Below are 14,860 nucleotides of genomic sequence, written 5' to 3'. Positions count from 1 at the left end.
TAAATGGAGTGTGGCGAGACCTTATAAAAAGAAAGTATAAATTTATAAAATCTTATATTAAGAAATGTAACACTAACTCTGTGCCTGTAAACTCTACGTCTACAGGTTTTCTTTTAATTAATCTTTTAAAAACAACAATTTTAAAATTTTATCTAAAAAATATCTCTGAAGCCTATGTCTATTCAATTTTTACAAAATAATGACATTAAAAAGACCCATATCCAAAATTTTAGAGTAAAAATTCTAATTCGTTTTTAAGTCTAAAAAAACAAATAAAATTAAGGAAGTACATTTTATGAAAAAGCAGATCAGCTTACTTGGCTTGGCTTTGAGCTCAACTTTACTGGTAGCCTGTGGAGGAGGCGGAAGTTCCGATGACGCTACTATCAGTACACCACCAAATGTGCCTAATGAAACAATTTCGCCAGAATTATCAGAAGAATTCGTGCCTTTTGAAGACCAGAGTATTCTGGACAAGATTCGCGATAAAATCACTGGTGATCGCAGCAATGAGACAGACTATAACGTTGCATTAGGCCACATGGTTGGAGAGGTTTTTGCAGACTATCCTTATGGCCGGACTGGCAGACTGGTACAGATTTATAATCTGGGTCTAAATAGCATCAAGTTTCCAAACCGACTTTGTGCAGAAGTAATTACGAATGGCTCAGTAAAGACTTTAAGCCTAAAACAGGATAAGGAAAACTGTATTATTCTCGATAAAACTTATCGTCAGGGCTCAAGTATTACCCAAACCGTAAATGGTGATACCACTACTTTGAAATTTACCAATATGCGCTATGGTTCAAATGTAGATTTTAGCCTGAAAGATGATTACCTGATTTCAGGCAGTATTTCCTATCGGGAAACAACAACTACAGCAGGTAAAGAAAAGGCTTATCAGGTTGATCAGTTGGAATTTCAGCGGGTCAGCAAGGATGCTAATGCACCAGCTGGCGGAACAAACTATAATGAAACCAGTAAAGAGTACCTGCAAGTCAGAAACTATAACTACCGTTTAGCCGATGAATATGGCAGCGGAAGTAATGGAATACGCATACTTACCACCAGCGGGACAATTATTGGCCAGCCTTACCAGGCAGATTTCCGTTATAGCTTTAATTTTGAAACCACCACACCCTTTAAAATGGCTGAAACCGTATCTAACAATTATAAGCATTTACCTACTGAGGGTAATTTAAAAATACGTGACACCTACAACCAGATGATTGATGTGCGCCAGAACCAGCCTGAATCATTAAAAGCTACTGTTTATTTTAATGGTAGTGAAATTGCTGACCTGTACTGGTCAACTATTATTGGTGACAAGAAATAATGAATTAATAAAAAGCCCCGCAATTGCGGGGCTTTTTATTTGAATTAATTAGTGATCTTGAGCACCGGAAGCTCCGATACCAGTCATAGAACGTACAAACTGGGCATCGAATTCTTTACGTTCACGCTGTGCACGTGCTGATTTATCAGTTACAGAGAACAACCAGCAGCAGAAGAATGAAAGTGGCATAGCAAAGATTGCAGGGCCATTAAAAGGGTTAATTGGCGTATCAGAAATACCGAGTGTATCCACCCAGACTGCTTTAGACAGCACAATCAGAATTACAGCAAGTGACAGACCCACAACACCACCGGCTACTGCACCACGTGTCGTCAAGCCTTTCCAGAACATAGACAGAACAAGTACCGGGAAGTTAGCACACGCAGCAACCGAGAATGCCAGACCTACCATGAAGGCCACGTTCTGTTTCTCAAACAGGATACCTAAAATCATTGCAAAGATCGCAAGGCCCAGAGTGGCAATTTTAGACATGCGAAGTTCAGATTCAGGCGTAGTCTGTCCTTTTTTGAATACGTTTGCATACAGGTCATGCGAGATTGCAGAAGCACCTGACAGGGTTAAACCAGCCACTACGGCAAGAATTGTGGCAAATGCTACTGCTGAAATGAAGCCCATGAACAGGTCGCCACCCACAGCATCAGCCAGATGGACCGCAGCCATATTGTTACCGCCTACAAGCTCTAACTTGCCTGTAACCGCCATTTTCGCTACATCAATGAATTGTGGATTATTCGATACATACAAGATTGCACCGAAACCAATGATGAAGGTCAGCAGATAGAAGTAACCAATGAAACCTGTTGCTACAACCACTGATTTACGTGCTTCTTTTGCATCTTTTACTGTAAAGAAACGCATCAGGATATGTGGAAGACCAGCAGTACCAAACATCAATGCAAGTCCGAGGGAAATCGCATCAATTGGGTTCTCTGCCAGTTTGCCTGGTCCCATGATTTTGCCTGCTTCTGCCAGTGTAATATCATGGACTTTAGCGAAAATCTGGATAGATTGGTCAAACATTGCAGTAAAGCTGAAGCCAACACCTTTCATTACCATAAATGCCATGAAAGTTGCGCCAGAAAGCAGCATTACAGCCTTGATGATCTGCACCCAAGTGGTAGCCAACATGCCGCCGAACATTACGTAAGCCATCATCAGCAGGCCAACAATTACAACCGCGATATTATAGTTCAAGCCAAATAGCAGTTTGATCAGCTGTCCCGCACCGACCATCTGTGCAATGAGGTAAAACGCGACCACGACCAGTGAGCTGATTGCTGCCAAGGTACGAACCGGTTTTTCTTCCAGACGGAATGACACCACGTCTGACAGGTTATATTTACCCAAGTTACGTAGACGCTCTGCAATCAGGAACAGAACAATTGGCCAACCAACCATGAAGCCTAATGAGTACAGCAGGCCATCGAATCCTGAACTGAACACCATGGCAGAAATACCCAGGAACGATGCAGCAGACATGAAGTCACCGGCAATCGCCAAACCGTTCTGGAAACCCGAAATACCACCACCTGCAGTGTAGAAGTCTTGAGTTGACTGAGTCTGTTTGGCTGCCCATTTGGTAATGAACAATGTAAGGCCGACAAAAATCACGAACATGATAATTGCGTGCCAATTCGTAGCCTGCTGCTCAGCCGCACCCAGATCAGGGCCAGCCATAGCCAGACCAGAAGTTAAAAATGTGGACGCAGCAAATACTTTTGCTTTACATGAATTCCATTTCATATTAGTGCATTCCTTTAGTAGTCGTAGACTCTTGCGCGATTGCCTCGACTTCTTTCAAAGCTTCTCTGTTAAGTTCATCAAGTGTGTTATTGGCGATATATGAATACACTGCACATAATACAAATGACAGGACGATAATGCCGAGGCCTAAAGGAATTCCCCAAGTTGTTACCCCGCCACTAAAAGAACTCATCAGGAATTCTTTGTTATAACCTACCAACAGCATGAAACCAACATAGACAAACAGCATAATTGCAGTTAATGTCCAGCTGAGATTTCTTTTCTTGGCCACCATCTCTTTAAATTTTGGATTTTGTAGAATTCGCTCTACCTTAAGCTCATCCATAACCTTGCTCCTTAATCAGCGGCCAAGCTATTGGTCGCTTTTGTCCAATCTTTAATCTTTTTTTTACGTATACAAAATTAACAATATTGTAGGGTTCCCGTAACTTAGACTTTGGTCTTTAAATACTGATCAGGCATCTGTTTATCCTGCGCTTGAGGTATCATAGAAGCAGCAATAAAGACCGTGAGCAATATGAACAGCTGGCTGATCATCGGGGTACTGGCCCTTTATATTTTTATACTTTTTGTCTGTGCATTTTTTGGTGAAAAGCATGCCAGCCGTCTAAGTACTCGTGGCCGTATGTTGTTATTCAGCCTGACGCTCGGAGTATATTGTTCATCCTGGACATTTTATGGCGCAACTGGTGCTGCAGTACGTGAAGGTATTATTTTTCTGCCGATCTATCTGGGGCCATTGCTATTCGTCGGATTAGGCTATGATATCTGGCGCCGTCTGGGTCGGGTACGCCAGCATCATGCTATTTCTTCTATTGCTGACTTTGTAGCTGCCCGCTATGGTAAAAGCGGTAGTCTTGCCTCTTTAGTGACTATTCTGGCTGTCATTGCCATTATTCCTTACTTGGCTTTACAACTCAGGGCCATTGCATTGAGTGCATCGGTCATACTAACGCAGAATGAATCCTTACATACCACCACCAACAGTGTGCTTTTACTTACCGGTGTGCTGGCTATACTCGCAATGATGTTCGGTACACGGCAGATCGCCAATACTGAGCAACATGGTGGTCTGATGCTGGCTGTCGCTTTTGAGTCTTTTGTTAAGCTGTTTGCCCTACTTTGTGTAGCGCTCTTTTTTCTTTTTGATGCTCCTGAAAATATTGTGCAGGTCTCTGGTGATGTTGCCAAGACATTTTATGAAGTACAGCTATTTGGCGTACCGGAAACTTTCTGGGTACAGACCTTGCTGGCTGCACTGGCAATCATCTGCCTGCCACGACAGTTCCATGTGGCCGTGGTTGAACTGCGCGACGAAAAACATATTCGCGGGGCACGTCGCTGGTTTGCCGCTTATCTGATTTTAACGACACTGGCAATTATTCCTATTGCCAGCTGGGCATTGCATGCTGCACCAAACTTTCTTACCGTACCTGATGTGGCAGTGCTTTCCCTTCCGCTCAGTTATAATCAGGAATGGCTGACTTTATTAGCATTTTTAGGAGGCTTTTCTGCCTCGACCGGTATGCTATTGGTCTCATCGGTTGCACTTTCCATTATGCTCAGTAATGATCTGATCATGCCGGCATTATGGCGTTTTAATATTATTTCCCGGCATGACAAACGCTTACCACAAGTTCTTAAATTTACCCGGCGGGTCTGCATTTTGGGTGTCATGCTCCTGGGCTTCCTGTTCTTTCATTTTTTTAACGATATTGACCAGTTATCTGTATTTGGCCTGCTGGCCTTTAGTGCAGTAGCCCAGTTCTCCCCTGCCCTGATTGGTGGACTCTATTGGCGGGGTGGTAGCCGTCAGGGGGTGTATGCCGGACTGATTGTTGGTTTCTTTATGTGGACCTATACCCTGCTGCTACCTACCATCTTGCGCAGTCTGCCAGAAAGCTATACTGAATTTGCCCAACAGTTCCTCACGGCTGGACCGCTTGGCCTGCATTGGTTACGCCCGGAGGCCCTGTTAGGCTTTGAATCCTTTGCGCCATTAACTCATGGCGTCATCTGGGCATTAGGTCTCAATATTATTTTATATATCTGGGTATCACGAATTTACCGCCCAAGTATTGCTGAGCAGATTCAGGCTGAAAGTTTCTTTTATTATGAAACTAAACCCTTACCAGCACACAGTGCTTCTACTGACATGAGTTATTTGCACCAGGATGCGGTCCGTTTAAAAGTAGGTGACCTCATGACTCTGGCGCGGCGTATTACTGGAGAAGGGCCAGCGACGCATGCCTTTCAGCAATTTTGTGCCCAGAACAATCTGGTTCTTAATGAAAATAGTGTTGCTAACGGTATGTGGTGGCGCTTTACCGAGCAGTATCTGGCCGGTACTATTGGTGCCGCTTCAGCCCGTACCCTGCTTACTACGGCCATGGTTAATAATGGCCTGGCATTAGGCCAGGTGGCCAATATTCTGGACCAAGCTTCGCAATGGCAGCGTTTCAACCAGAATCTGCTGATGACCATGATTGACCACATGACCCAAGGTGTAAGTGTAGTCGATGAAAATATGTGTCTGGTGGCGTGGAACAACCAATACCTGAAGCTGTTTGACTATCCTAAAGATCTGGTTTATGTCGGCTGTCCGATTTCTGATCTGATCCGTTATAATGCCGAGCGTGGCGAATGTGGTCCCGGGTCTATTGAAGAACATGTCCGTAAGCGGATTCACTGGATGCAGGTCGGCAGCGCACATGAGTTTGAGCGTATCCGTAAGGATGGTAGAGTGATCCAGATGCGCGGCAACCCAATTGAAGGAGGCGGTTTCGTGACTACCTTTGCCGACATTACTGCATTTCGGGAAAATGAAGCCATACTGGAAGCACGCGTTATTGACCGCACCCGCCAGCTGGCAGATGCCCTAGCAGAGCAGCAACTTGCCCGCGAACAGGCAGATAAGGCGAACATGTCGAAAAGCCGTTTTATTGCAGCTGCCAGTCATGATCTATTACAGCCAATGCATGCTGCCCGGCTGTTTAGTACCGCTTTGGAGCAGAGCGTTAACAATGATGAAGATCGTACTACTTTGCAGCAACTGGACCGGGCCCTGCATGGGGCTGAAAGTATGCTTTCAGCTCTTCTGGATATTGCCCGACTAGAAGGGGGCAATATGCAGCCAAACCGGCAGTCTTATCCTCTACATGACCTGCTACGCGATCTGGAGTTGCAGTTCAAGTCGATTGCTTCACAGCGCAATATTCAGTTTCACGTCCACGATGCACCCTTCTGGATAGACACAGATCCGCAGTGGATACGCCGGATTGTACAGAATTTTGTCAGTAATGCCTTACGTTATACCGCTAAAGGCCGGGTGCTTTTAGGTGTATTACGTTCCAGTGAACGACCGGGCCATATACGAATTGGCGTCTGGGATACCGGGCCTGGGATTGCTGAAGAACAGCGTATTAAGCTTTTTCAGGAATTTGAACGGTGTGGACATACCTCGCCTTGGGGTGAGCAAGGTCTGGGCCTAGGTCTGGCCATTGTTCAGCGAATGACCAGCCTGCTAGATTATCCGGTTCATGTATACTCTACCCAAGGTAAGGGCTCCTGCTTTATTCTGGAAGTTCCAATTGTAGCGCCACCCAAAACAGTGACTGCCCCAGTACAGGTGGCACCACTGAAAACCAAGGCTTATCGCATTCTTTGTCTGGACAATGACGAAACTATCCTTGAAGGTATGTCAACCTTACTAACGAAATGGGGGTATCAGGTCTTTAAAGCCCGTGAACCTCAACAGGCACTTGCTCTTATTGAACAGGAAAATATTCAGGTCTGGCTGATTGACCAACATCTGAATCAGGGACAATTAGGATTAGACTTTATTCTTGAGCATCGTCATCATCCTGTACCCGTAGCGTTGATTACCGCAGATTCAGATCCTGAATTACCTCACCGTTTAAAACAGCACAATATTGTCCTATTGAAAAAACCATTAAAACCAGCGGCATTACGCGCCTGGTTATCGGGTTTAAAAATCATAGGTGATCAGTCTTGATCTATAAATAATTGAACAATCTTTTTTGCCAGTATAACGCTGGTGAAAAAGACTGTGAAAAACTATTTTTAGCGTTAACTGACAAAATATAAGGGCAAGACAGGCAGAATAAATCAAAAAACAGCTAATTTAATGATGAAAAACTGGCCAAAAATTTCAACTGTGAATTTTCTATGGCAAAGCTGCTCAATTTTAAAGTGAACACTTGTATACTTAGTTACAATTAAACAAGTTATTGATTTTATAAAAATAAAAAACTCATTTTTAACCTTATACAACTTTAGTCTTATTTCTATTTACCCCCCTCCACCCTCATAAAATAGATATATACATCAGGTTTTCTCATTGTCTGCATTATGAAAAAACCGGTCAGAGAAAAAACCTAAGGATACTATTATGAATATGTCAGAAATTGTCGGACACGGTGCCCAGCCTTCACAACAGTTTTATCGGGATTATAGTGCCAATGCGCTATTACCTGAAATCCAGTGGCAGCAATTGTTTAAACATAGCAAGCTTGCCCAACCCCAATTACAGGCTCTCGATACCCTTTACCACAGCGCAGTTCCTCTGGCACTTCAGGTATTTGAAGCATTAAGATTTGATGTTTTTGCTCCCGCTGCCTATCAGCCCCAAGGTCTGGGTTTATTTGACAAGCTAGCCCAGCAGGAAGAAAAGCTGATTCAGGTTCTACAGTCAGAGTCTGAGTGTCTAGACGATGCTGCACGTCATCAGCTTTGGAGTATGCTGCTGCGTGGTGGAGCGGTACTGGTCTTTAAAGCATGGCTGGGTAAGGTAAAAACCGGACAGGACCAATTGGATATGACTCAATTTGATGAATTATCCGATCTGCTCTTTATTAAGACTTCACCTTATGATTTGGCCGAGTATTTAAAGGTAGACCCTCAGGCTGATTCGGATCATATTTTCTTAATGTATGAAGGTGATATTTTTCTGGACCGTTTTAACAGTCTGGAAACTGCGGCTTTATTTGTCGAGCTTGGTGTATATGATGCAGCATTCTTGAGCCTGCGTGATGATCGTGTGGCAAATTATTTAAAGGAAAAAGGACAGGTATCACAAGATCAGATTGATGATTTGGAATTTGCCTTGAATCCGCTGTTTTGCACTGATCTGATGGCCAAACAGGACTGCCTGGCTTAAAACATTCGGTACAAAAAATAAGGCCTTATTCATGGGCCTTATTTTTATAGCTATTTTAAATTAGACTCTCTTTTCATCAATATTAAGTGCCTTGATAGCCAATACTGCCTGAGTACGGTTTTGTACTCCCAGCTTACGAAAAATAGCTGTTACATGTGCCTTGATGGTAGCCTCTGAAACATCCAGTTCATAAGCAATCTGCTTGTTGAGCAGACCTTCAGCAACCATCATCAGTACACGGAACTGCTGTGGTGTAAGTGACTGAATCCGCTCTGCAAGTTCTGTCTCATCAGTTGCTCTCGGATCAAAGCTCACGTTGGTAGGCAAATTCGGTGGTAACCAGATTTCCCCTTCTAATACCTGACGAATTGCCTCGCCAATATGACTTGGATGGGCAGATTTAGGAATATAGCCCATTGCCCCGTGTGCAATTGCACGCTGAATAATTGACAGCTCTTCATGAGCAGAGACTACAATAATCGGAATAGAAGGATATTGGGCCCGGACATGAACCAGTGCTGAAAAACCTGAAGCACCGGGCAAGTTTAAATCCAGTAAGACCAAATCTGGTTCTGAACCCTTTTCCAGACGTTCATAAAATTCATTTACTGCAGCTGTTTCAGAGATTTGTGCCTGTGGCAGGCTATAACGCACGGCTTGAATCAGGGCATGCCGGAACAGTGGATGATCATCAACGATTAATATGTTCATAAGCGAAACAGGAGATCTCTTTGCACAGTACAGCTTTATTCTAACTGCACTCATGACATTAAGGATATGCAATTCTTCACTAATTTAGTGTGCAAGCTAGCAAGAACTGATCAATAATAAAGGGCTCTTAATGTATTTGATATTTTTATTCAATTCAAATCAGAATTTCATATAAATTACTATTTTTAGAGCCGCCTAAATCTCAGTTTATATTAAATTTTTATAAAACAATAACTTAAATTTTATTTTTTTTTAATCTAAAAGATATCTTGAAAAACGATAACTTATTTTAATTTCCTTATTTTACAGGCTGGCTGCTTCTGACCGTTAATAAATAGTAACTAGCGAGCTATTTAGGTTTATTTACATGACACATCATTTTTCATCTTCTGTTCAGCCTCTTAATATTGTTGCAGTTTCAGGGGGTCTCAATACACCGTCTAAAACTGAAACTCTGGTTCAGGCGGTATTAAATGAACTCGGCGAGGCAACGCCTATTAATATCCACTTTATTAAATTTAGTGAAATTGGGCCTTTACTTGGAGGCGCTATTTACCGTAACCAGCTTCCACAGCGCGTACAGGATGATTTGGCTGCTGTGGAAGCAGCAGACGCTTTAATTGTTGGGACCCCGGTCTACCGTGCCTCTTTTACTGGTCTATTCAAGCATTTTTTTGACTTTGTCGAACAGACAGCCCTAGTAGACGTACCTGTATTATTGGCTGCCTCTGGTGGTAGCGACCGCCATGCATTGGTATTGGAACACCAATTACGCCCATTGTTTAGCTTTTTTCAGGCACAGACTTTACCAATTGGTGTTTATGCTACAGATCGTGATTTTACTCCAGAATATACCATTCAGAGTCAACAGCTGGCAGACCGCATTACACTGGCTGTTGCCCGCGCGCTTCCAATTCTAGAGTGGGCACCAGCCAAAGGGCAACGTGCAGAACTGGTTAAAGCCAAAACTGAGCAGGCTAACCAGAATTTGGGGATCAATAAACAGATTGAGCAGGAAGAGGTCTTGCCATCTGTCGCTGTACCCAGCCTAGATGCAGCAGAGTCGCGTTTGCATCCAAAAAACCTGAAGACTCATGTGGCCTAACAGTTTGTGAGGAAATCACTATGAAGGATGATCAAGCACAGCAGCTGAAGTTTGCTTACTGGGTTCCAAATGTCAGTGGCGGCTTAGTGGTGAGTAAGATTGAGCAGCGCACCGACTGGAGTTATGAATATAACGTCCGTTTAGCGCAGACTGCCGAGAAAAACGGCTTTGAATATGCATTAACCCAGATTCGTTTTACAGCAGGCTATGGCGCCGAAAACCAGCATGAGTCTGTCAGCTTTAGCCATGCTCTTCTCGCAAAAACTGAAAAGCTGAAAGTCATTGCTGCCATTTTACCAGGTCCCTGGAAACCGGCTCTGGCTGCCAAACAGCTCGCTACTATTGATCATCTGACTCAAGGTCGCATAGCAGTTAATATTGTGAGTGGATGGTTTCGTGGAGAATTTGATGCCATTGGAGAGATCTGGCCTGAACATGATGAACGTTATGTACGTTCTGAAGAATTTATTCGAGCTTTAAAAGGAATCTGGACTACGGATCAGTATAGTTTTAAAGGTAAATATTATCAGTTTGAGAATTATACTCTTAAACCCAAACCTCTACAGCAGCCTCATATTGAGGTATTTCAGGGTGGAAGTTCCCGAGCCGCACGTGATATGGCTGCACGTGTGTCTGACTGGTATTTTACCAACGGTAATAGCGTTAACGAACTGGTCAAACAGATTAGTGATTTGCGTACCAAAGCGGCTTTAAATGGTCATCAAATTAAGGTCGGGGTAAATGCCTTTATTATTGCCCGTGATACAGAAGAAGAAGCGCAGGCAGTATTACAAGAGATTATCGAGCAGGCCGACATTCAGGCAGTACAGGCTTTTAGGAAGGCTACTCGTGAGGCAGGAGCTGCCAGTCGTGAAGGCGAAGGAAACTGGGCAAAATCCACTTTTGAGGATCTGGTGCAATATAATGATGGTTTTAAGACCAATCTGATTGGTACTCCCCAACAAATTGCTGAACGGATTATTGAGCTTAAAAATGCCGGGGTTGATTTGATCCTCTCAGGCTTTTTACATTTTATAGAAGAAATAGAGTATTTCGGCGAGAAGGTTTTGCCATTGGTTCGTGAGTTAGAAGTAGAGCAGCAGCATGTTGTATCTGTCAAGTCTGCCTGATTAATCAGCTAAACCTGGTTGCTCATGAACCAAATAATAATAACACCCCATGGCAGTTCTCCTCCCTCAAGACTCGGCTTGAGGGTTTTTTATGGCCTGCTCTTTTTCTATAAGCTGTCTCTGAAGATAGTTGTATATTAAATTCTGGACATAAAGATTGAACTGAAAATTATTTCTCTCATACCCGTTCAAGAATAAAAGCTGGGTTCAGGTAGTTTACCGGTTAATATCCATTCCCCAATTTCCTGATATTTATAGTCAACCGGATCATGCAGGGTTTGGGTTCGAACATTGCGCCAGAAGCGGTCCAGATTCAGTTTGGCAGCTGTGGCACGTGCCCCCATGACCTGAAATATATTTTGCGTGATATAAAGTGAGGTATTGGTCGCAGCAATCTTAGCAGTTGCGATTGCAATAGAAACCTCCCCGCGTTGCACTGAACTTAAGTGTTCACCCTGTAACCATGCTGCCTGCAGTTTCTTCACAGCGTCTGCTGCAAGTAGCCTTACCCCTTCAAGCTGCACATAAAACTCGGCAAAATGTTTCTGGATATAAGGGTCATCTACAGCTTGTTCAGCCAGAGACTTTGACCAGGCTTTTTGGCCCTGTACAACAGCTTTAGCAGTCTCAAATGCTCCTTCTGCTACACCTAAAAATAAATGGACAAAAATCAGCTGTGCAATAAGCGGACGAAGACTCGAATAGGGCGTACTCAGTGGGCCGGGGTTAAGTAATAGCTCTTTTTTATAGACATGCACCTGTTCAAAATGGCTGGTGCCACTGTCGGTCTGGCGCTGACCCATATTGTCCCAGTCCCCTAAAAAACTAACGCCGTTGCGCTGCGATGGAATCACACCTATCAGCAATTTGCCCTGTTCATCATAGCCCGAGCACAGCAGCAGGTCTGAGTCTATTGAACCGGAGCAGAAGCTTTTATCCCCCTGAAAAATATATTCATGATCTGTAATTCGGGTTACTGTAGTACGACGGTCGAGGGGGTTGAGCGCATTGCCCCAAAACAGGTTATCTTGAGCAGTCTGCCTGAACCAGCTGGCGTATTGTTGTGGTTGTGCAAACAGTTGTACCGTGGCAATCAACAAGTGATGAAATCCGTAGACATGCGCCAGTGAACTGTCTGACTGCGCTATAATTCGAATAGTTTCAAAAATTGTCGTCCAGTTTGCTCCTGAACCGCTATATTCAGTAGGAATTGACAGTTTAAGTAGCCCGCTTTCCCGAATCAGGTCACGTTCTTTTTTAGGGTTACCGCCCTGCTTATCACGTAAGGCAGCGGTATGTGAAAATAGCTGGGTGAGTTGTTGTGCTGTCTGTATCGCCTGCTCGGCAGAGTAAGAATTTTCTGTTGTATTCATTAAGCTTTTATCTAGGATACTCATTAAAATTTTATAGCTTGTACAGCTGTGTGTATTCTTCAGTTTATTCTTATAGTTAAAAATACCGCCTTAAAGCAAGGCGGTATTCAGAAATATTTTACTTGTGGTCCGGATAGACCGTAACAATCAATTGCTCGACTACAGCTGGTTCTGCCAAGGTCGAAGTATCTCCCAGACTGTCCAGTTCATTGGCAGCAATTTTTCTTAAAATACGGCGCATGATTTTACCAGAACGTGTCTTGGGCAGTGCGGGTGCCCAGTGCAGCGCATCTGGTGTTGCCACTGGGCCAAGTTGCTTGCGTACCCAGCTGACCAGTTCCTGCCTTAACTCTTCAGACTCATTAACGCCTGCCTGCAAGGTTACAAAAGTACAGATCCCCTGTCCTTTAATCTCATGAGGCATTCCCACTACAGCGGCTTCAGCAACATGGTCATGTGCCACCAAGGCACTTTCAATTTCTGCAGTTCCCAGCCGGTGACCTGAAACATTTAACACATCATCAACACGACCCGTGATCCAGTAGTAACCGTCTTCATCACGACGAGCACCGTCACCAGTAAAATAGTTACCCGGGAATGTCGAGAAATAGGCTTCAATAAAACGCTGTGGATCTCCCCATATGGTTCGCATCTGGCCCGGCCAGGAATCTTTAATAATCAGGTTACCCTCTGCTGCACCGTCCAGCTCCTTGCCCTCACCATCGACAATAGCAGGTTGTACTCCAAAATAAGGTCGCGTAGCCGAACCGGGTTTAAGGTCAGTCGCGCCGGGGAGTGGTGAAATCAGTATGCCGCCCGTTTCAGTCTGCCACCAGGTATCGACAATTGGACAGCGACCTTCTCCAACTACGTTGTAGTACCATGACCAGGCTTCAGGATTAATCGGTTCACCAACAGAGCCCAGCAAACGCAGGCTACTGCGGTCACTTTCACGCACGTAAGCATCACCTTCACGCATCATGGCCCGAATTGCAGTGGGTGCAGTATATAAGATGGTTATATTATGTTTGTCGACAATATGGCCTACACGCGCCCAACTTGGATATTGCGGCACACCTTCAAACATTACCGTCGTGGTACCATTAGATAATGGCCCATAAATAATATAGCTGTGACCAGTAATCCAGCCCACATCGGCAGTACACCAGTATATGTCGTCCTGTTTTATATCAAATACTTCTCGAAAGGTGCTGTTGACATAAACTAGATATCCGCCAGTAGTATGCAGTACGCCTTTAGGTTTACCGGTAGAGCCAGAGGTATAAAGAATAAAAAGTGGATCTTCAGCATTCATCGGCTCCGGCGGGCAGATTTCATTCACTTCAGTTATTACTTCGTGATACCACAGATCGCGCTCTGGTTTCATTTCTACCGGATTACCGGTACGGTGTACTACTACTACATGTTCAACTGAGTCTGTTTTTGCATGCTCTAAGGCCTGATCGACACTTTCTTTAAGAGGAATCAGCTTGCCGCCCCGCATACCGGCATCAGCGGTAATTACCATTTTTGCTTGGCTGTCTTCAATACGGCTGGCCAGCGAATCAGGAGAGAATCCCCCAAAGACTACACAATGCACTGCTCCAATACGGGCACATGCCAGCATGGCAATGGCAGCTTCACTGACCATCGGCATGTATAGGACTACCCGGTCGCCTTTAGCAATCCCGTATTTTTTCAGGGCATTGGCAAAACGGCATACTTCATCATGCAGTTCTTTAAAAGAAATAATCTTGTGACGTGAAGGATGGTCTCCCTCCCAGATAATTGCAGGCTTGTGCGGATGCTCTTTTAAATGTCGGTCCAGACAGTTGGCACTGACATTAAGCTGGCCATCAGCAAACCATTCGATCTTGAAATTATCAGCAGCAAAACTGCTATTTTTAACTTGTGTAAATGGCTTGATCCAGTCAATCCTTTTTGCCTCTTCAGCCCAGAATTCTTCAGGTTGTTCAATCGAATGCTGGTAACGTTTCAGATAATCTTCTTCGACAGTGCGGGCAGTTTTTTTAAATTCTTCAGGTACAGGATAGATCTCACTCATAGTATCACTTCCTTGATATTGTACGTCTCCTCACGAGACTTTTAGCACGGGGTATTATTTATTTTATTGATTGCCTTTCAACCAGTAATAGGACTGTTCAGTACAACTGACAATCATGCTTTGGTCGTAGATAAAGCGCTTAACTTTTATTCAACAGAATAACTGCTTTTTAACAA

At 44.0% G+C, this 14,860-nt stretch carries 10 protein-coding genes; 5 read left to right on the top strand and 5 right to left on the bottom strand.

Annotated elements, in window-relative coordinates:
* The first annotated feature begins 295 nt into the window (after positions 1–295).
* Positions 296–1,336 carry a hypothetical protein gene (locus B3R63_RS12745; RefSeq protein ID WP_286731662.1) on the top strand — a complete coding sequence of 347 codons (1,041 nt, stop codon included), beginning with the start codon at positions 296–298 and terminating at the stop codon, positions 1,334–1,336.
* A gap of 48 nt (positions 1,337–1,384) precedes the next feature.
* Here B3R63_RS12745 and B3R63_RS12740 read toward each other — a convergent pair whose 3' ends face one another.
* Positions 1,385–3,100: a cation acetate symporter gene (locus B3R63_RS12740; RefSeq protein WP_005017886.1), complete on the bottom strand. Its 1,716-nt coding sequence runs from the start codon at positions 3,098–3,100 to the stop codon at positions 1,385–1,387.
* 1 nt (position 3,101) lies between these two features.
* Entirely contained in the window at positions 3,102–3,446 is a 345-nt protein-coding gene (locus B3R63_RS12735; RefSeq protein WP_005017884.1) for a DUF485 domain-containing protein, read from the bottom strand.
* A 192-nt stretch (positions 3,447–3,638) separates the two neighbouring features.
* Here B3R63_RS12735 and B3R63_RS12730 point away from each other — a divergent pair, with 192 nt between their 5' ends.
* Positions 3,639–7,136: a hybrid sensor histidine kinase/response regulator gene (locus B3R63_RS12730; protein ID WP_248087133.1), complete on the top strand. Its 3,498-nt coding sequence runs from the start codon at positions 3,639–3,641 to the stop codon at positions 7,134–7,136.
* A 396-nt stretch (positions 7,137–7,532) separates the two neighbouring features.
* Complete coding sequence (locus B3R63_RS12725; RefSeq protein WP_005017882.1) at positions 7,533–8,300, top strand: hypothetical protein; 768 nt, start codon at positions 7,533–7,535, stop codon at positions 8,298–8,300.
* Positions 8,301–8,360: 60 nt separating this feature from the next.
* Here B3R63_RS12725 and B3R63_RS12720 read toward each other — a convergent pair whose 3' ends face one another.
* Positions 8,361–9,011, bottom strand: a complete 651-nt coding sequence (locus B3R63_RS12720; RefSeq protein ID WP_005017881.1) for a response regulator — start codon at positions 9,009–9,011, stop codon at positions 8,361–8,363.
* 367 nt (positions 9,012–9,378) lie between these two features.
* Here B3R63_RS12720 and msuE point away from each other — a divergent pair, with 367 nt between their 5' ends.
* Positions 9,379–10,116, top strand: coding sequence for an FMN reductase (msuE, locus tag B3R63_RS12715; RefSeq protein WP_034669779.1), 738 nt, complete (start codon positions 9,379–9,381; stop codon positions 10,114–10,116).
* A 20-nt stretch (positions 10,117–10,136) separates the two neighbouring features.
* A complete protein-coding gene (sfnG, locus tag B3R63_RS12710) occupies positions 10,137–11,246 on the top strand; it encodes a dimethylsulfone monooxygenase SfnG (RefSeq protein WP_286731658.1) in 1,110 nt (369 codons plus the stop codon).
* Positions 11,247–11,434: 188 nt separating this feature from the next.
* Here sfnG and B3R63_RS12705 read toward each other — a convergent pair whose 3' ends face one another.
* Both B3R63_RS12705 and acs read right to left on the bottom strand, forming a co-directional pair.
* The gene (locus B3R63_RS12705) at positions 11,435–12,619 is read right to left on the bottom strand and encodes an acyl-CoA dehydrogenase family protein (protein WP_034429155.1); all 1,185 of its coding nucleotides are present in this window, start codon (positions 12,617–12,619) and stop codon (positions 11,435–11,437) included.
* 118 nt (positions 12,620–12,737) lie between these two features.
* Positions 12,738–14,684, bottom strand: coding sequence for an acetate--CoA ligase (acs, locus tag B3R63_RS12700; protein WP_286731648.1), 1,947 nt, complete (start codon positions 14,682–14,684; stop codon positions 12,738–12,740).
* Between the last annotated feature and the right edge of the window lie 176 nt (positions 14,685–14,860).

The organism is Acinetobacter sp. UBA1297 (assembly GCF_002307755.1).
Lineage (GTDB): Bacteria > Pseudomonadota > Gammaproteobacteria > Pseudomonadales > Moraxellaceae > Acinetobacter > Acinetobacter radioresistens.
Note: the sequence above shows the minus strand (reverse complement) of the source record. Positions and strands in the feature narration are given on the sequence as shown.

Excerpts from the sequence above, each read along its gene's own strand:
- B3R63_RS12745 (WP_286731662.1), top strand. The coding sequence starts at position 296 with ATGAAAAAGCAGATCAGCTTACTTGGCTTGGCTTTGAGCTCAACTTTA.
- B3R63_RS12740 (WP_005017886.1), bottom strand. The coding sequence starts at position 3,100 with ATGAAATGGAATTCATGTAAAGCAAAAGTATTTGCTGCGTCCACATTT.
- B3R63_RS12735 (WP_005017884.1), bottom strand. The coding sequence starts at position 3,446 with ATGGATGAGCTTAAGGTAGAGCGAATTCTACAAAATCCAAAATTTAAA.
- B3R63_RS12730 (WP_248087133.1), top strand. The coding sequence starts at position 3,639 with ATGAACAGCTGGCTGATCATCGGGGTACTGGCCCTTTATATTTTTATA.
- B3R63_RS12725 (WP_005017882.1), top strand. The coding sequence starts at position 7,533 with ATGAATATGTCAGAAATTGTCGGACACGGTGCCCAGCCTTCACAACAG.
- B3R63_RS12720 (WP_005017881.1), bottom strand. The coding sequence starts at position 9,011 with ATGAACATATTAATCGTTGATGATCATCCACTGTTCCGGCATGCCCTG.
- msuE (WP_034669779.1), top strand. The coding sequence starts at position 9,379 with ATGACACATCATTTTTCATCTTCTGTTCAGCCTCTTAATATTGTTGCA.
- sfnG (WP_286731658.1), top strand. The coding sequence starts at position 10,137 with ATGAAGGATGATCAAGCACAGCAGCTGAAGTTTGCTTACTGGGTTCCA.
- B3R63_RS12705 (WP_034429155.1), bottom strand. The coding sequence starts at position 12,619 with ATGAATACAACAGAAAATTCTTACTCTGCCGAGCAGGCGATACAGACA.
- acs (WP_286731648.1), bottom strand. The coding sequence starts at position 14,684 with ATGAGTGAGATCTATCCTGTACCTGAAGAATTTAAAAAAACTGCCCGC.